The organism is Myroides odoratimimus, from assembly GCF_004337635.1.
In the GTDB taxonomy this organism is placed as follows: Bacteria; Bacteroidota; Bacteroidia; order Flavobacteriales; family Flavobacteriaceae; genus Flavobacterium; species Flavobacterium odoratimimum.
Map to the genome: position 1 here is coordinate 491468 of NZ_CP037427.1, position 16076 is coordinate 507543.

Below are 16076 nucleotides of genomic sequence, written 5' to 3' on the forward strand. Positions count from 1 at the left end.
ATTTAGACTTTGCAGTCTAGTTTATTCTTTATCTAATTTGTATTTTGATAGATCCATCCCGAAATTAAGTCCCTTAACAGCTACTAACTCTTCTAATTCAGATAAAGACTTCTTACCGAAGTTTCTAAATTTCATCAAGTCGTTTTTGTTAAATGATACTAAGTCTCCTAATGTATCTACTTCAGCCGCTTTCAAACAATTCAATGCTCTAACTGAAAGATCTAAATCAACTAGTTTAGTTTTTAGAAGCTGTCTCATATGAAGAGATTCCTCATCATACGATTCAGTTTGTGCAATCTCATCTGCCTCTAAAGTAATTCTCTCATCTGAGAATAACATAAAGTGGTGTATTAATGTTTTTGCAGCTTCAGTTAACGCATCTTTTGGATGAATAGAACCATCGGTAATGATATCAAAAACTAACTTCTCATAGTCAGTTTTTTGCTCAACACGATAGTTTTCGATAGCATACTTAACGTTCTTAACTGGAGTATAAATTGAGTCAGTAAAGATAGTACCAATAGGAGCATTAGGTTTTCTATTCTCTTCAGCTGGTACGTAACCTCTTCCCTTCTCAATAGTAAGATCCATATTAATAGTTACATTACTATCCATATTACAGATAACTAATTCTGGATTCAGAATCTGGAAACTAGAAATGAATTTCTGGAAATCACCTGCAGTCAACTGTTCTTTACCAGAGAAAGAGATACTAACAGTTTCATTATCAACATCTTCAATTTGACGTTTAAAACGAACTTGTTTTAGGTTAAGAATGATTTCAGTAACATCCTCAACTACACCAGCGATAGTAGAAAACTCATGATCTACTCCTTCAATACGAACTGAAGTAATTGCATATCCTTCAAGAGAAGAAAGAAGAACTCTTCTTAATGCATTACCTATTGTCAATCCATATCCCGGTTCTAAAGGTCTAAATTCGAATTTGCCTTTAAAATCGGTCGAATCAATCATGATAACTTTATCGGGCTTTTGAAAATTAAATATTGCCATATTTGTTTCGACTGAATGTCAATTATTATTTGTTGTACAACTCTACGATTAACTGTTCTTTGATGTTTTCAGGAACTTGAAGTCTTTGAGGTACAGAAACAAATGTTCCTTCTAACGTTTCAGGATTCCAAGTAATCCACTCGTAAACAGCGCTAGAATTAGATAATGAACGTTCGATAGTCTCTAGAGATCTTGATTTTTCACGAACAGCAACTTTATCACCAGGTTTCAATTGGTATGAAGGAATATTTACTAATTCCCCATTTACAGTAATATGTCTATGAGAAACGATTTGACGTGCAGCTCTACGAGATGGAGCAATTCCCATTCTGAATACTACGTTGTCTAATCTTGACTCACATAATTGAATTAATACCTCACCAGTAACTCCACGAGCTGCAGCAGCTTTTTTGTATAAGTTTCTGAATTGTTTTTCTAAAATACCGTAAGTATATTTAGCTTTTTGTTTTTCCAATAACTGGATAGCATATTCTGATTTCTTACCTCTTTTTCTTGCTAAACCATGTTGTCCTGGAGGGTAATTTCTTTTTTCTAAAGACTTGTCATCTCCGAAAATTGCTTCACCGAACCTACGTGCGATTTTTGTTTGTGGACCAGTATATCTTGCCATTTCTTAATAAAATTGAAAAAAGGTAGGGATTATGAATTCAGGTCACTTTCCTCCGATAATCTATTCCTACCTTTGGTTATACTATAAAATTAAACTCTTCTTCTCTTTGGAGGACGACATCCATTGTGTGGCATTGGAGTAATATCGATAATCTCTGTTACTTCGATTCCACCGTTATGTAAAGATCTGATTGCAGATTCTCTTCCGTTTCCAGGTCCTTTTACATAAACTTTTACTTTTTTCAATCCTGCCTCAAGTGCAACTTTACCGCAATCTTCTGCAGCCATTTGAGCAGCGTAAGGAGTGTTCTTTTTAGAACCTCTGAATCCCATTTTACCTGCTGATGACCAAGAAATCACTTCACCTTTTTTGTTAGTTAATGAAATGATGATATTGTTAAACGTCGCATTAATATGAGCTTCACCTGTTGACTCAACAAGTACTTTACGTTTTTTTGTATTCGCTTTAGCCATATTACTACTTATTATTTAGTTGCTTTTTTCTTGTTAGCAACAGTTTTTCTTTTACCTTTTCTTGTTCTAGAGTTGTTCTTAGTTCTTTGTCCTCTTAATGGAAGACCAGCTCTATGACGGATACCTCTGTAGCATCCGATATCCATTAAACGTTTGATGTTTAATGAAATCTCTGAACGTAATTCTCCTTCAATTGTGAATTGACCTACAGCTTCACGGATAGCTCCGATCTCATCGTCATTCCAATCTTGAACTTTTTTATTTTCGTCAACTTTAGCTCTTTCTAGAATTTCTTTAGCTCTACTTGAACCAATTCCAAAAATATAAGTTAAAGCAATGATTCCTCTTTTGTGTTTAGGTATATCTACCCCTGCGATTCTTGCCATAATTATCCTTGTCTTTGTTTAAATCTAGGATTCTTTTTATTAATAACGTAAAGTCTACCTTTTCTACGTACTATAATGCACTCGGCACTTCTTTTTTTAACTGATGCTCTTACTTTCATTTTAATAGCCTCTTTAATATCTATAAGTAATTCTTGCTTTGGTCAAATCGTAAGGGCTCATCTCTAATTTTACTCTGTCACCAGGTAATAATTTGATATAATGCATACGCATCTTACCTGAGATATGGGCGATTACTACGTGTCCATTTTCTAATTCCACACGGAACATAGCATTTGATAATGCTTCAATAATTGCTCCGTCTTGTTCTATTGCTGATTGTTTTGCCATAAAAACTAAGCTGTTGCTCTTCTATTTTTACCACTTGTCATCATGCTATCATACTGTTTGTTCAGTAAATAAGCATTGACTTGTTGAATTGTATCGATTACAACACTTACCATAATCAATAACGATGTTCCTCCATAAAACATTGCCCAACCTTGTTGAACTCCTAATAAACTTACCACGATTGCAGGGAAAACTGCGATTAGTGCTAAGTAAAGAGAACCTGGGAATGTTATTAAAGACATGATTCTATCTAAGAAATCACCTGTCTCACTACCTGGTTTAACACCTGGTATAAAACCGCCACTTCTCTTTAGATCATCAGCCATCTTATTAGTAGGTACTGTAATTGCGGTGTAAAAGTACGTAAAAATTATGATTAATAAAGCAAAAAGTGCATTATACTCCCAACCAAACACATTATGAAATGTTGTACTGATTGATTTAGCAGTATCCGAAGTTGACAAACCTGCTACTGCAGCTGGCACAAACATGATCGCCTGAGCGAAGATGATTGGCATAACTCCTGATGCATTTAACTTTAATGGAATCCACTGACGGTTACCGCCTAACATAGATTGATCATAAGTTCCTGAAGCACTTCTTCTTGCATACTGAACCGGTATACGTCTCACAGCAAGAGTTAAATAGATACAAGCAACGATGATTAACAACCATAAAATTACTTCTATAACCACCAACATAGGTCCTCCATTATTTTCTGTAATTCTTGATTGGAATTCTTGGATGAAAGACATTGGAAGTCTTGCAATAATACCAACCATAATTAATAATGAAATTCCATTTCCAATACCTTTATCAGTAATTTTTTCACCTAACCACATTGCAAAAACAGTTCCGGTCACTAGTATAATTACTGAAGAAAACAAGAATGAGAAAGAATTGAAACCTAACAAAAATGCATCCGGTGGTAATTGCACATACAAGTTATAGATGTAACTAGGTCCTTGTAATAAAGTAATACCGATTGTCAACCATCTTGTTATTTGGTTCATCTTCTTTCTACCGCTTTCTCCATCATTTTGTAGCTTTTGTAGATAAGGAACCGCGATTCCCATCAACTGAACTACTATGGAAGCAGAAATATAAGGCATAATACCTAATGCAAATACAGATGCTTGCGCAAATGCACCACCTGTAAAAACATTTATTAACCAACCGATACCTTGATCAGTTTGATCAGTTAAAGCTTGCAATTTCGTTGCGTCAATACCTGGAAGGGTAACTTGTGTACCAAAACGGTACACAAGCAATAACCCTAAAGTTATCAAGATTTTGTTCTTTAACTCTTCAATTTTCCAAATACTGGCTAATGTTTCAAAAAACTTCTTCATCTTGTTTATTAAGATTTTATAACGTTACAATTTCTCCACCAGCTGCCTCGATTGCCTCTTTAGCAGATGCTGAAAACTTGTGTGCAGAAACTTTTAATTTTGCTTTTATCTCTCCACGCCCTAAAACCTTAACTAAACTATTTTTAGAAGTTAATCCTAACTCAACTAAAAGAGCAAAATCAACAGTGTCTTTTACTACTCCGCTATCAACTAAAGATTGTAATCTTTCTAAGTTGATAACATCATATTCTACTCTATTGATGTTTTTAAAACCAAATTTAGGAACACGTCTTTGAAGTGGCATTTGTCCTCCTTCAAATCCGATTTTTCTTGAATATCCTGAACGTGATTTAGCACCTTTGTGTCCTTTTGTAGAAGTTCCTCCTTTACCAGACCCTTCACCACGACCAACACGTTTGTTTTGGTTGTGTACTGAACCTTTTGCTGGTTGTAAATTACTTAAATTCATACTCTACAATATTATTTAGCCTCCTCTACAGAAACTAAGTGTTGAACTTTACTTACCATTCCTAAGATTGCAGATGTAGCATCATGCTCCACCACTTGACCAATCTTACGAAGTCCTAAAGCCTCTAATGTTCTCTTTTGTACAAGAGGACAATTAATTTGGCTTCTTACTTGTTTTACTTTAATTTTTGACATAACTCTCTCAAATTAACCTTTAAATACTTTTTCTAAAGAAATTCCTCTTTGTTTTGCAACTGTAGAAGCACTTCTTAAACGTAATAAAGCGTCAAAAGTAGCCTTCACCACGTTGTGAGGATTTGAAGATCCTTGAGATTTAGATAATAAATCTTTAATCCCAACAGATTCTACAACCGATCTCACAGAACCTCCAGCGATTACTCCAGTACCCAAAGATGCAGGCATCAATAATACTCTTGCTCCACTGAATTTTCCTTTTTGTTCGTGAGGAATAGTATGACCATTTAAAGGAACTCTAACTAAGTTTTTCTTTGCATCCTCTACTGCTTTAGCGATTGCTTCAGAAACGTCTTTTGATTTACCCAAACCATGACCCACTACACCGTTTTCGTCACCTACTACTACTACAGCAGAGAATCCAAAAGCTCTTCCCCCTTTAGTAACTTTAGTAACACGGTTTACACTAACCAAACGATCTTTAAGATCAAGACCAGTTGGTTTTACAAATTCTACGTTTTTATAATTTTGATACATAACTAATTAGAATTTTAATCCAGCTTCTCTAGCGCCTTCAGCTAATGATTTAACACGACCGTGGTATAAATAACCTCCTCTATCGAAAGATACAGTTTCTACACCAGCTTTCAAAGCTTTCTCTGCAATTAGTTTCCCAACCGATGCAGCAGTTTCAATATTGGTTCCTCTTGTTATCCCAGCTTCTCTTGAAGATGCTGCAGCTAGAGTTACTCCATTCACGTCATCTATGATTTGCGCATAGATTTCTTTATTACTTCTGAATACAGAAAGTCTTGGCTTAGCAGCAGTACCGCTAACGATCTTTCTAATTCTGAATTTAATACGTTGTCTTCTTTCAGATTTTGTTAATGACATAGTCTTAATTTTTAAGCTGATTTACCTGCTTTTCTTCTTAACTCTTCACCCACAAACTTGATACCTTTTCCTTTGTAAGGTTCTGGTTTACGGAATGAACGGATTTTTGCTGCTACTTGACCAACTAATTGTTTGTCAAATGAAGTTAATTTAACGATTGGATTTTTACCTTTTTCAGATATAGTTTCCACTGTAACTTCTTTTGCAATATCCATCACGATATTATGAGAGAAACCTAAAGCTAAATCTAACTTTTGTCCTTGATTAGCAGCACGGTATCCTACCCCAACCAATTCCAAACTGATAGTAAATCCTTCTGAAACTCCTTTAACCATATTGTTGATTAAACTACGGTATAATCCGTGTTTAGCTCTTTCAATCTTATCATCAGAAGAACGCTCAACGATTACTTGGTCTTCTTCAACTTTAATACTAACTGTATCAAACTTTTGAGAAAGCTCTCCTAATTTACCTTTTACAACAATCTCTCCTTCTTTAACGTCAACCGTTACTCCAGCAGGTATTGCTATTGGACTTTTACCTATTCTTGACATCTCTTAGTCTTTTTAAATTAGTATACGTAACAAACTACTTCTCCACCAACATTCAATTGTTTCGCTTGCTTTCCAGTCATCAATCCTTTTGATGTTGAAACGATAGCGATTCCTAATCCGTTAAGGATTCTAGGAAGATCTGCTGCAGAAGCGTATTTACGCAAACCTGGTTTACTAATTCTTTGGATATCTCTAATTACAGACTCTTTTGTGTCTTTATCATATTTCAAAGCTATTTTGATTGTCCCTTGAACTGAACTATCATCAAATTTATAGCTTAAGATATATCCTTGATCGAATAATATTTTCGTGATTTCTTTTTTGAAGTTTGAAGCTGGAATTTCAACCACTTTGTGGTTAGCTCTCACAGCGTTTCTAACTCTTGTAAGGAAATCTGCTATTGGATCTGTATACATGTTTTTACCTTTAAATCTTAATTACCAACTTGCCTTTTTTACTCCAGGTATCAATCCATTATTTGCCATTTCACGGAATGTAACACGAGAAATACCGAATTGACGCATATACCCTCTTGGTCTTCCTGTTAACTTACATCTGTTGTGTAAACGAACTGGAGAAGCATTTTTAGGTAACTTTTGTAATCCTTCATAGTCACCAGCTTCTAAAAGAGCTGTTCTCTTAGCAGCATATTTATCTACTAATGCTTGTCTTTTAACCTCACGGGCTTTCATTGATTCTTTAGCCATACTTAATTCTTTTTAAAAGGTAATCCTAATTCAGCAAGTAAAGATTTCGCTTCTTTATCTGTTTGAGCAGATGTTACGAAAGTGATATCAAAACCAGCGATTTTGTTAACTTTATCGATATTGATTTCAGGGAAAATGATTTGCTCAGTAACACCTAAGTTATAATTTCCTCTTCCGTCAAAACCATCAGATTTAATACCTGAAAAGTCTCTTACACGTGGTAAAGCTGAAGTTACTAAACGATCTAAAAATTCATACATTCTCTCTCCACGTAACGTTACTTTTGCCCCGATTGGCATTCCTTTTCTTAATTTAAAAGTAGCAACGTCTTTCTTAGAGATAGTAGCTACTGCTTTTTGTCCTGTAATTTTAGTTAACTCCTCAACAGCGTAATCAACTAATTTTTTATCAGAAACAGCAGCACCAACTCCACGGCTAACAACGATTTTCTCAAGTTTTGGAACTTGCATTACGTTTTTATAACCGAATTCCTCAGTAAGAGCAGAGATAACTCTGCTTTTATATTCTTCTTTAAGTCTTGGTATATAAGCCATAACTATAATACTTGATTTGATTTTTTAGAAACTCTAACATTTTTTCCGTTCTCGTTTTTCACGATAGCTACTCTTGTAACTTCGTTAGTCTTAGGATCTACGATCGCTAAGTTAGAGATTTGGATTGGAGCCTCTTTTTTAACAATTCCACCTTGAGGGTTAGAAGCACTTGGCTTCACGTGTTTAGAAATGATATTCACCCCTTCAACAATAGCTTTGTTCTTTTCACGTAATACACGTACAACTTTACCTTCAGTACCTTTATGGTCACCAGCGATAACGCGTACAGTATCTCCTGTTTTTATCTTTAGCTTAATCATGTTTAGAACGAATTATAACACCTCTGGTGCTAATGATACAATTTTCATGAATTGTTTTTCACGAAGTTCTCTCGCAACCGGACCAAAAACACGAGTTCCTTTCATCTCCCCAGCAGCATTTAACAATACACATGCGTTATCGTCAAATCTGATGTAAGATCCGTCAGCTCTTCTCACTTCTTTTTTAGTACGAACTACAACTGCAGTTGAAACGCTACCTTTTTTCACGCTTCCGTTTGGAGTTGCTTCTTTAATTGAAACTACAATTTTATCACCTACAGAGGCATAACGACGTTTCGTTCCTCCTAAAACACGGATAGTCAAAACTTCTTTTGCACCCGTATTATCTGCTACTTTAAGTCTAGATTCTTGTTGTACCATAATTATTTCGCTCTTTCAATGATTTCAACTAATCTCCAACATTTTGATTTAGATAATGGACGTGTCTCCATGATCTTTACTGTATCACCAATGTTGCAATCATTTGTTTCGTCGTGTGCAACGTATTTTTTCGTTTTCAACACGAACTTACCATATAATGGGTGTTTTACTCTCTTTACTTCAGACACAACAATAGATTTCTCCATTTTATTGCTAGTAACAACACCTATTCTCTCTTTTCTTAATTTTCTATTTTCCATCTTTCGGCAGAATACAATTATTGTAACTCTCTTTTACTTAACTCTGTATTCACTCTTGCAATACTTCTTCTTACGTTTCTCAACTGTAATGGATTCTCGATTGGAGAGATTGCGTGAGCAGATCTTAAGTTATTATATGTGCTAGTCAACTGTACCAGTTGCTCTTGTAATTCAGCTACAGATAGATTTACTATTTCTGATTGTTTCATGATAAAAATTTTATTATGCTTCGAAATCTCTAGCAATTACAAATTTAGTTTTTACAGGAAGTTTTTGAGCAGCTAAGCGTAACGCTTCTTTTGCTACTGAAATTGGCACTCCACCAACTTCGAACATAATTTTTCCTGGTTTTACCACAGCAACCCAGTATTCTACTGCACCTTTTCCTTTACCCATACGTACCTCTAGAGGCTTTTTAGTAATAGGTTTGTCTGGGAAAATTTTAATCCATAACTGCCCTTCACGTTTCATGAAACGAGTAGCAGCGATACGCGCTGCCTCGATTTGACGTGAAGTGATAAATGCAGAGTCCATAGATTTGATTCCAAACATACCATTTGAAAGTTCATGCCCTCTTTGAGAAATCCCTTTCATTTTACCTTTCTGTACCTTACGGTATTTTGTTCTTTTAGGCTGTAACATTTTTCTTCAGTTTAAAAATTACTTTCTTTTGCGTGGGTTAGATTTACCTTTTGGAGATCCTGCTGATTTAGATTGTTTTTTATCCATTCCAGCTAACGGAGAAAGATCTCTCTTACCGTAAACCTCACCTTTCATGATCCACACTTTAATTCCCATTCTACCATAAGTAGTGTGAGCTTCAGCAAGTGCATAATCGATGTCTGCTCTGAAAGTTGACAACGGAATTCTTCCTTCTTTGAAAGTCTCAGAACGAGCCATTTCAGCACCGTTTAAACGACCAGAAATCATAACTTTGATTCCTTCAGCGTTCATTCTCATCGCTGCAGCCATTGCCATACGGATAGCTCTACGGTAAGAAATTCTGCTTTCGATTTGACGAGCGATACTAGCAGCCACTAAGTATCCGTCTAATTCAGGACGTTTGATTTCAAAGATATTGATTTGAACTTCCTTATCAGTAATCTTTTTCAATTCCTCTTTTAACTTGTCTACCTCTTGTCCACCTTTTCCGATAATGATACCAGGTCTAGCAGTAGTGATAGTAACGGTTACAAGTTTTAAAGTTCTCTCGATGATTACTTTAGATACACTAGCTTTTGATAAACGAGCATGGATATACTTTCTGATCTTGTGATCTTCAGCGATTTTGTCACCGTAGTCATTTCCACCATACCAGTTTGAGTCCCATCCTCTGATAATACCAAGGCGATTCCCGATTGGATTAGTCTTTTGTCCCATACTGCTTATTAATTGCTTTGTGTGTTATTATTAGATCCTAATACGATTGTTACGTGATTAGAACGTTTTCTGATTCTGTGTGCTCTACCTTGAGGTGCAGGACGAAGTCTTTTTAACATCATTCCTCCATCTACTCTGATTTCTTTAACGATCAATCCAGCTTCTTCAATGTTAGCGTCGCTGTTTTTCGCTTGCCAGTTAGCAATTGCAGACAAAAGTAATTTCTCTAAATTACGAGAAGCATCTTTTGAACTGAATTTTAATATATTTAGAGCTTTTTCTACTTTCTGTCCTCTTACTAAATCCGCTACTAAACGCATTTTTCTAGGAGAAGTAGGGCAATTGTTTAGCTTTGCAAAAGCAACTTGCTTGTTAGCTTCTTTAATTTGCTCAGCTCTTTCTCTTTTACGAACTCCCATAGCTTCTTATTATTTTTTACCTTTATTCTTTGCACCAGCGTGACCTCTGAACGATCTTGTTGGTGAAAATTCCCCTAATTTATGTCCTACCATGTTCTCTGTTACATAAACAGGAACAAACTGACGACCATTATGTACTGCGATAGTTTGTCCAACGAAATCAGGTGTAATCATTGAAGCTCTTGACCAAGTCTTGATAACTCCATTTTTTCCACTTTCTACGTTTACTTGAACTTTCTTCTCTAATTTATAGTGAACATAAGGTCCTTTTTTTAACGAACGTGCCATGTCTTAATCTTTTATTTCTTTCTACGTTCAACGATATACTTATTACTCGACTTAACTTTAGAACGAGTTCTGTACCCTTTAGCAGGCATCCCGTTTCTAGAACGTGGGTGTCCTCCTGACGAACGACCTTCTCCACCTCCCATTGGGTGATCTACTGGGTTCATTGCTACTGGTCTAGTTCTAGGTCTTCTACCTAACCATCTTGATCTACCTGCTTTACCAGAAACGATTAATTGGTGATCGTGGTTAGACACTGCTCCGATAGTAGCCATACATTCTAATAAAATCAAACGGATCTCTCCAGAAGGCATTTTAATAGTAGCATATTTACCATCTCTAGCAACTAACTGAGCGAAAGTACCTGCTGAACGAGCGATAACTGCTCCTTGTCCAGGACGTAATTCGATACAAGATATAACAGTTCCTAAAGGAATTTTGCTTAAAGGCATTGCATTACCAACTTCTGGTGACGCATCTACTCCTGAAACTACAGTTTGTCCAACTTTCATACCGCTTTGTGCAATAACGTATGATTTAGCTCCATCTACATAAGCAATCAAAGCGATGAATGCTGTACGGTTTGGATCATACTCAATTGACTTAACAGTAGCTGGGATACCAACTTTAGTTCTTTTAAAATCAACTATACGGTATCTTTGTTTATGACCACCACCCATGTAGCGCATGGTCATTTTTCCTTGACTATTTCTACCTCCAGATTTTTTTTTCGGTGCTAGTAAACTACGCTCCGGCTTATCAGTTGTTATAGCGTCAAAACTATTCACAACTCTAAAACGCTGACCTGGGGTAATAGGTTTTAATTTTCTAACTGACATTATTTATTAGATATTTGAATAAAAGTCTATACTATCTCCTTCTTTCAATTCAACTATTGCTTTCTTGTAAGCATTAGTTTTAGCGTTGATCATTCCACTTTTCGTGTACTTAACAGAACGCTTTGCAGCATAGTTCATAGTATTCACGTTAACAACAGAAACTCCATAAGCAGCCTCAACTGCTTTTTTAATTTCAATTTTGTTCGCTTTTCTATCAACAACAAACCCAAAACGGCCAAAAGTTTCGCCGTCTTTAGTTATTTTTTCTGTAATTATAGGCTTAATTAAAACACTCATGTTCCTATTATTTACTTAAATTTTCTACAATTCCTGCTACAGAACCCTCAGTTAACACTAAACTTCCAGCATTCAAAATACTGTAAGTACTTAATTCAGAGTTAGTTACAACAGCAGCCTTCCCTAAATTGCGTGATGACAAATATACATTTTTATTTGATTCACCAAACACAAATAGAGATTTTTTATTTTCCAATCCTAAACCTTTCAATACGTTGATGAAATTCTTAGTGCTTGGAGCCTCGAAATTAAAGTTCTCAACTACGATTAAATTTGATTCTTTCACTTTGATAGAGAAAGCAGATTTTCTCGCTAAACGTTTTAAACTTTTGTTTAATTTGAAAGAGTAGCTTCTTGGTCTTGGCCCGAAGATTCTTCCTCCTCCACGGAAAACTGGCGATTTAATACTTCCTGCTCTTGCAGTACCAGTTCCTTTTTGTTTTTTAATCTTACGCGTACTTCCAGAGATCTCAGCTCTTTCTTTAGCTTTGTGAGTTCCTTGTCTTTGATTTGCTAAATATTGTTTAACATCAAGATATACTGCGTGATTATTTGGTTCTATACCGAATACTGAATCTAAAAGCTCAACTTTTCTACCAGTATCTTTTCCTGTGATATCTAAAACTTTTACTTCCATTACTTCTGAACGATTACATAAGAGTTTTTGTGTCCTGGAATTGCTCCCTTAACCACAAGTAGATTTTTATCAGCTACTACTTTTAAAACTCTAAGGTTTTGTACTGTTACATTTACTCCTCCAGTTCTTCCTGCCATGCGCATTCCTTTGAATACTCTTGATGGGTAAGAAGAAGCTCCAATAGATCCTGGCGCTCTTAAACGGTTCTTTTGACCGTGAGTTACCTGACCAACTCCACCAAAACCATGACGTTTTACAACCCCTTGGAATCCTTTTCCTTTAGATACACCTTGTACATCTACATATTCACCTTCTATGAATAAATCTGCAGTGATCACATCACCTAATTTATACTCTCCAGCAAAATCTTTGATTTCAACAACTTTTCTCTTAGCAGATGTTCCAGCTTTTTTAAAGTGACCTAACTCAGCTTTAGTAGCATGTTTATCTGTCTTGTCATCGAAACCAAGTTGTAACGCTTCATACCCGTCAACCTCAATGGTTCTGACTTGGGTAACGACATTAGGACCCATTTCGATTACTGTACATGGAATGTTTTTTCCATTCTCATCGAAAATACTAGTCATGCCGATTTTTTTACCAATTAACCCAGACATAAATATTAATTATTAATTATAAAATTTTATTTTATTTTCTAAAAGAACTAAGTATTGGTGACTATAACACCAATACTTAGCCTTTGATATTCTTATTGAATCTTGTTATTTATCACACTTTGATTTCAACTTCAACTCCACTTGGTAACTCTAATTTCATTAAAGCATCAATAGTTTTAGAAGATGAAGAATAGATATCTAACAATCTTTTGTATGAACTTAACTCAAACTGCTCTCTTGCTTTTTTGTTCACGTGAGGAGAACGAAGAACAGTAAAGATTTTTTTATGAGTAGGTAATGGAATAGGTCCAGTTACTACTGCTCCTGTACTTTTTACAGTTTTTACGATTTTCTCTGCTGATTTATCAACCAACATATGATCGTAAGATTTTAATTTTATTCTGATTTTTTGACTCATTTTACTCTAAAATTAAGCGTTACCTTTTGCTTTAGTGATTACTGCCTCTGAAATGTTTGATGGTGTTTCAGAGTAGTGAGAGAACTCCATTGTAGAAGTTGCTCTACCAGATGATAATGTTCTTAATGTAGTTACATATCCGAACATTTCTGATAATGGAACAGAAGCTTTAACAACTTTTGATCCAGCTCTATCATCCATGCTGTTGATTTGTCCACGACGACGGTTCAAATCTCCAACGATATCACCCATGTTTTCTTCAGGAGTCAATACTTCTAACTTCATGATAGGCTCTAAGATGATCGCACCTGCAGCTTTAGCAGCAGCTTTGTATCCCATTTTAGCAGCTAATTCGAACGATAATGCATCCGAGTCAACCGCGTGGTAAGAACCGTCAGTTAAAGTTACTTTCATAGAATCCATTTCGAATCCAGCTAAAGGTCCTTGTTTCATCGCCTCTCTAAATCCTTTCTCTACAGAAGGGATATATTCTTTAGGAACGTTACCACCTTTAACTTCATTCACGAACTGTAATCCAACGAATGGTTTTCCATCAACGTCATCAGCAGGTCCCATTTTGAATACGATATCAGCAAACTTACCACGTCCACCAGATTGCTTTTTATAAGCTTCTCTATGTTGTGCTTCACGTGTAAGAGCTTCCTTATACTCAACTTGTGGCTCTCCTTGATTAACTTCAACTTTGAACTCACGTTTCATACGGTCGATCAATACGTCTAAGTGTAACTCACCCATACCAGAGATTACAGTTTGTCCAGACGCTTGGTCAGTTTTAACTGTAAAAGTTGGATCTTCCTCAGCTAATTTAGCTAAAGCAGTACCCATTTTATCCATATCCGCTTTTGTTTTTGGCTCAATAGCGATACCGATTACTGGGTCTGGGAATATCATACTTTCTAATACGATAGGTTTTTTCTCATCACATAAAGTATCTCCAGTTTTAATATCTTTAAATCCTACTGCAGCTCCAATATCTCCAGCCTCAATATATTCAACCGGGTTTTGTTTGTTAGCGTGCATTTGGTAGATACGAGAAATACGCTCTTTGTTTCCAGAACGAGTATTCAATACATAAGATCCAGCGTCTAAGTGTCCTGAATAAGCTCTAAAGAATGCTAAACGACCTACGAATGGGTCAGTAGCAATTTTAAATGCTAATGCAGCGAACGGCTCAGTAACCGATGGCTTACGTACGATTGGCTCTTCAGTATCAGGATCTGTACCTTCGATAGCTTCCTTATCCATTGGAGAAGGTAAGTAACGACATACAGCGTCTAACATGAACTGAACACCTTTATTTTTGAATGAAGATCCACAAGTCATAGGGATGATGCTCATATCAAGAGTAGCAGCACGTAAAGCTACGTGGATTTCGTCCTCTGTGATTGAGTCCTCATCTTCCATAAATTTCTCAAGAAGATTTTCATCATAAGCAGCAATCTCTTCGATTAATTGACCTCTGTATTGTTTTACATCGTCAACCATCTCTGCAGGGATCTCAACAACGTCAAAAGTAGAACCATGATTCTCATCATGCCATACGATTGCACGGTTTTTCACTAAGTCAACGATACCTTTGAAATCAGCCTCATCACCAATAGGTAAAACGATTGGCACAGCGTTAGATTTCAACATATCTTTAACTTGTTGACATACTGCTAAGAAGTTAGCTCCTTGACGGTCCATTTTATTAACGAACCCCATACGTGGAACTTTATAATTATCAGCTAATCTCCAGTTAGTTTCAGACTGAGGCTCAACACCATCAACTGCACTAAACAAGAATACTAATCCATCTAATACACGTAAAGAACGGTTTACCTCTACAGTAAAGTCAACGTGTCCAGGAGTATCAATAATATTGAAGTGGTACTCCATAGATTCAGGTATTTTAGCACCTTGAACTGTTGGGAAATTCCAAGTACATGTAGTAGCTGCTGATGTAATAGTAATACCTCTTTCAGCCTCTTGCTCCATCCAGTCCATTGTAGAAGATCCTTCGTGAGTCTCTCCCATTTTGTGGTTTTTACCTGTATAGAACAAAATACGCTCTGTAGTTGTTGTCTTACCAGCATCGATGTGTGCAGCGATACCAATGTTTCTTGTATATTTTAAATCTCTTGCCATTGTATATAGTTTCTGTATGGATTAAAATCTAAAGTGAGAGAATGCTTTATTAGCTTCAGCCATTTTATGAGTATCCATTCTCTTTTTAACAGCAGCTCCTTCTTCTTTAGCAGCAGCTAAGATTTCAGACGCTAATTTTCCAGCCATAGATTTCTCATTTCTTTTTCTCGCATACAAAATCATCCATTTCATCGCCATAGAAATTTTTCTATCTGGACGAATTTGCATTGGAATTTGGAATGTAGCTCCACCTACACGACGAGAACGAACTTCTACGTGTGGCATAACATTAGTTAATGCATCTTTCCAAATTTCTAATGAAGATTTTTCTTCATCTTGTTTTTTCTCCTCAACGATCTCTAAAGCATCATAGAATACTTTAAAAGCTGTTGATTTCTTACCGTCCCACATTAAGTTGTTTACAAAACGCGTAACTAATTGATCATTAAATTTTGGATCTGGTAAAAGAGGTCTCTTTTTCGCCTGTCTTTTTCTCATG

General features: G+C 35.9%; 30 protein-coding genes. All 30 read right to left on the reverse strand.

All coding sequences use genetic code 11. The annotated features are described in order from the left end of the window. Positions 1 to 21: 21 nt before the first annotated feature. Positions 22 to 1014 carry a DNA-directed RNA polymerase subunit alpha gene (locus E0Z07_RS02335; protein ID WP_006259471.1) on the reverse strand — a complete coding sequence of 331 codons (993 nt, stop codon included), beginning with the start codon at positions 1012 to 1014 and terminating at the stop codon, positions 22 to 24. Between the two features lie 25 nt (positions 1015 to 1039). After that, positions 1040 to 1645, reverse strand: a complete 606-nt coding sequence (gene rpsD / locus E0Z07_RS02340) for a 30S ribosomal protein S4 (protein WP_006259472.1) — start codon at positions 1643 to 1645, stop codon at positions 1040 to 1042. 89 nt (positions 1646 to 1734) lie between these two features. Further along, positions 1735 to 2118, reverse strand: coding sequence for a 30S ribosomal protein S11 (rpsK, locus tag E0Z07_RS02345; protein WP_006259473.1), 384 nt, complete (start codon positions 2116 to 2118; stop codon positions 1735 to 1737). An 11-nt stretch (positions 2119 to 2129) separates the two neighbouring features. Beyond that, positions 2130 to 2504: a 30S ribosomal protein S13 gene (rpsM, locus tag E0Z07_RS02350; RefSeq protein WP_006259474.1), complete on the reverse strand. Its 375-nt coding sequence runs from the start codon at positions 2502 to 2504 to the stop codon at positions 2130 to 2132. A 2-nt stretch (positions 2505 to 2506) separates the two neighbouring features. Beyond that, a complete protein-coding gene (gene ykgO, locus E0Z07_RS02355) occupies positions 2507 to 2623 on the reverse strand; it encodes a type B 50S ribosomal protein L36 (protein ID WP_002987490.1) in 117 nt (38 codons plus the stop codon). Between the two features lie 13 nt (positions 2624 to 2636). Continuing rightward, a complete protein-coding gene (gene infA, locus E0Z07_RS02360) occupies positions 2637 to 2852 on the reverse strand; it encodes a translation initiation factor IF-1 (protein ID WP_002987492.1) in 216 nt (71 codons plus the stop codon). A gap of 5 nt (positions 2853 to 2857) precedes the next feature. Beyond that, positions 2858 to 4204: a preprotein translocase subunit SecY gene (gene secY, locus E0Z07_RS02365; RefSeq protein ID WP_006259476.1), complete on the reverse strand. Its 1347-nt coding sequence runs from the start codon at positions 4202 to 4204 to the stop codon at positions 2858 to 2860. A 16-nt stretch (positions 4205 to 4220) separates the two neighbouring features. Next, positions 4221 to 4673: a 50S ribosomal protein L15 gene (gene rplO, locus E0Z07_RS02370; protein WP_006259477.1), complete on the reverse strand. Its 453-nt coding sequence runs from the start codon at positions 4671 to 4673 to the stop codon at positions 4221 to 4223. 11 nt (positions 4674 to 4684) lie between these two features. Then, positions 4685 to 4867, reverse strand: a complete 183-nt coding sequence (gene rpmD / locus E0Z07_RS02375; RefSeq protein ID WP_006259478.1) for a 50S ribosomal protein L30 — start codon at positions 4865 to 4867, stop codon at positions 4685 to 4687. 12 nt (positions 4868 to 4879) lie between these two features. Next, positions 4880 to 5404 (reverse strand): 30S ribosomal protein S5, encoded by a 525-nt coding sequence (rpsE, locus tag E0Z07_RS02380; protein ID WP_006259479.1) that lies wholly within the window; start codon positions 5402 to 5404, stop codon positions 4880 to 4882. A 6-nt stretch (positions 5405 to 5410) separates the two neighbouring features. Next, complete coding sequence (gene rplR / locus E0Z07_RS02385; RefSeq protein ID WP_006259480.1) at positions 5411 to 5761, reverse strand: 50S ribosomal protein L18; 351 nt, start codon at positions 5759 to 5761, stop codon at positions 5411 to 5413. Between the two features lie 11 nt (positions 5762 to 5772). Next, a complete protein-coding gene (rplF, locus tag E0Z07_RS02390; protein ID WP_006259481.1) occupies positions 5773 to 6315 on the reverse strand; it encodes a 50S ribosomal protein L6 in 543 nt (180 codons plus the stop codon). Positions 6316 to 6332: 17 nt separating this feature from the next. Continuing rightward, on the reverse strand, positions 6333 to 6731 hold the full coding sequence (gene rpsH / locus E0Z07_RS02395; protein ID WP_006259482.1) for a 30S ribosomal protein S8: 399 nt from the start codon (positions 6729 to 6731) through the stop codon (positions 6333 to 6335). A gap of 21 nt (positions 6732 to 6752) precedes the next feature. After that, the gene (gene rpsN / locus E0Z07_RS02400; RefSeq protein WP_006259483.1) at positions 6753 to 7022 is read right to left on the reverse strand and encodes a 30S ribosomal protein S14; all 270 of its coding nucleotides are present in this window, start codon (positions 7020 to 7022) and stop codon (positions 6753 to 6755) included. A gap of 2 nt (positions 7023 to 7024) precedes the next feature. Continuing rightward, positions 7025 to 7576, reverse strand: coding sequence for a 50S ribosomal protein L5 (gene rplE / locus E0Z07_RS02405; protein WP_006259484.1), 552 nt, complete (start codon positions 7574 to 7576; stop codon positions 7025 to 7027). 2 nt (positions 7577 to 7578) lie between these two features. Continuing rightward, positions 7579 to 7896 (reverse strand): 50S ribosomal protein L24, encoded by a 318-nt coding sequence (gene rplX, locus E0Z07_RS02410; protein ID WP_006259485.1) that lies wholly within the window; start codon positions 7894 to 7896, stop codon positions 7579 to 7581. 12 nt (positions 7897 to 7908) lie between these two features. Next, a complete protein-coding gene (gene rplN, locus E0Z07_RS02415) occupies positions 7909 to 8277 on the reverse strand; it encodes a 50S ribosomal protein L14 (protein WP_006259486.1) in 369 nt (122 codons plus the stop codon). A gap of 2 nt (positions 8278 to 8279) precedes the next feature. Beyond that, positions 8280 to 8537 carry a 30S ribosomal protein S17 gene (gene rpsQ, locus E0Z07_RS02420; protein WP_006259487.1) on the reverse strand — a complete coding sequence of 86 codons (258 nt, stop codon included), beginning with the start codon at positions 8535 to 8537 and terminating at the stop codon, positions 8280 to 8282. Positions 8538 to 8554: 17 nt separating this feature from the next. Next, positions 8555 to 8746 (reverse strand): 50S ribosomal protein L29, encoded by a 192-nt coding sequence (gene rpmC, locus E0Z07_RS02425; RefSeq protein ID WP_006259488.1) that lies wholly within the window; start codon positions 8744 to 8746, stop codon positions 8555 to 8557. A gap of 13 nt (positions 8747 to 8759) precedes the next feature. Beyond that, positions 8760 to 9179: a 50S ribosomal protein L16 gene (rplP, locus tag E0Z07_RS02430; RefSeq protein WP_006259489.1), complete on the reverse strand. Its 420-nt coding sequence runs from the start codon at positions 9177 to 9179 to the stop codon at positions 8760 to 8762. An 18-nt stretch (positions 9180 to 9197) separates the two neighbouring features. Next, positions 9198 to 9917, reverse strand: coding sequence for a 30S ribosomal protein S3 (gene rpsC / locus E0Z07_RS02435; RefSeq protein ID WP_006259490.1), 720 nt, complete (start codon positions 9915 to 9917; stop codon positions 9198 to 9200). Positions 9918 to 9925: 8 nt separating this feature from the next. Then, the gene (rplV, locus tag E0Z07_RS02440; RefSeq protein WP_006259491.1) at positions 9926 to 10336 is read right to left on the reverse strand and encodes a 50S ribosomal protein L22; all 411 of its coding nucleotides are present in this window, start codon (positions 10334 to 10336) and stop codon (positions 9926 to 9928) included. A 9-nt stretch (positions 10337 to 10345) separates the two neighbouring features. Beyond that, complete coding sequence (gene rpsS, locus E0Z07_RS02445) at positions 10346 to 10624, reverse strand: 30S ribosomal protein S19 (RefSeq protein WP_006259492.1); 279 nt, start codon at positions 10622 to 10624, stop codon at positions 10346 to 10348. Between the two features lie 11 nt (positions 10625 to 10635). After that, positions 10636 to 11460, reverse strand: coding sequence for a 50S ribosomal protein L2 (rplB, locus tag E0Z07_RS02450; RefSeq protein ID WP_006259493.1), 825 nt, complete (start codon positions 11458 to 11460; stop codon positions 10636 to 10638). A 6-nt stretch (positions 11461 to 11466) separates the two neighbouring features. Further along, positions 11467 to 11757, reverse strand: a complete 291-nt coding sequence (rplW, locus tag E0Z07_RS02455; RefSeq protein ID WP_006259494.1) for a 50S ribosomal protein L23 — start codon at positions 11755 to 11757, stop codon at positions 11467 to 11469. Between the two features lie 7 nt (positions 11758 to 11764). Further along, on the reverse strand, positions 11765 to 12394 hold the full coding sequence (gene rplD, locus E0Z07_RS02460) for a 50S ribosomal protein L4 (RefSeq protein ID WP_006259495.1): 630 nt from the start codon (positions 12392 to 12394) through the stop codon (positions 11765 to 11767). Next, the gene (gene rplC / locus E0Z07_RS02465; protein WP_006259496.1) at positions 12394 to 13011 is read right to left on the reverse strand and encodes a 50S ribosomal protein L3; all 618 of its coding nucleotides are present in this window, start codon (positions 13009 to 13011) and stop codon (positions 12394 to 12396) included. Before rplC ends, rplD begins: the two co-directional genes overlap by 1 nt. A gap of 112 nt (positions 13012 to 13123) precedes the next feature. Next, complete coding sequence (gene rpsJ, locus E0Z07_RS02470) at positions 13124 to 13429, reverse strand: 30S ribosomal protein S10 (RefSeq protein WP_006259497.1); 306 nt, start codon at positions 13427 to 13429, stop codon at positions 13124 to 13126. Between the two features lie 12 nt (positions 13430 to 13441). Further along, positions 13442 to 15577, reverse strand: a complete 2136-nt coding sequence (fusA, locus tag E0Z07_RS02475) for an elongation factor G (protein WP_006259498.1) — start codon at positions 15575 to 15577, stop codon at positions 13442 to 13444. Between the two features lie 21 nt (positions 15578 to 15598). Then, complete coding sequence (rpsG, locus tag E0Z07_RS02480) at positions 15599 to 16075, reverse strand: 30S ribosomal protein S7 (RefSeq protein ID WP_006259499.1); 477 nt, start codon at positions 16073 to 16075, stop codon at positions 15599 to 15601. Between the last annotated feature and the right edge of the window lies 1 nt (position 16076).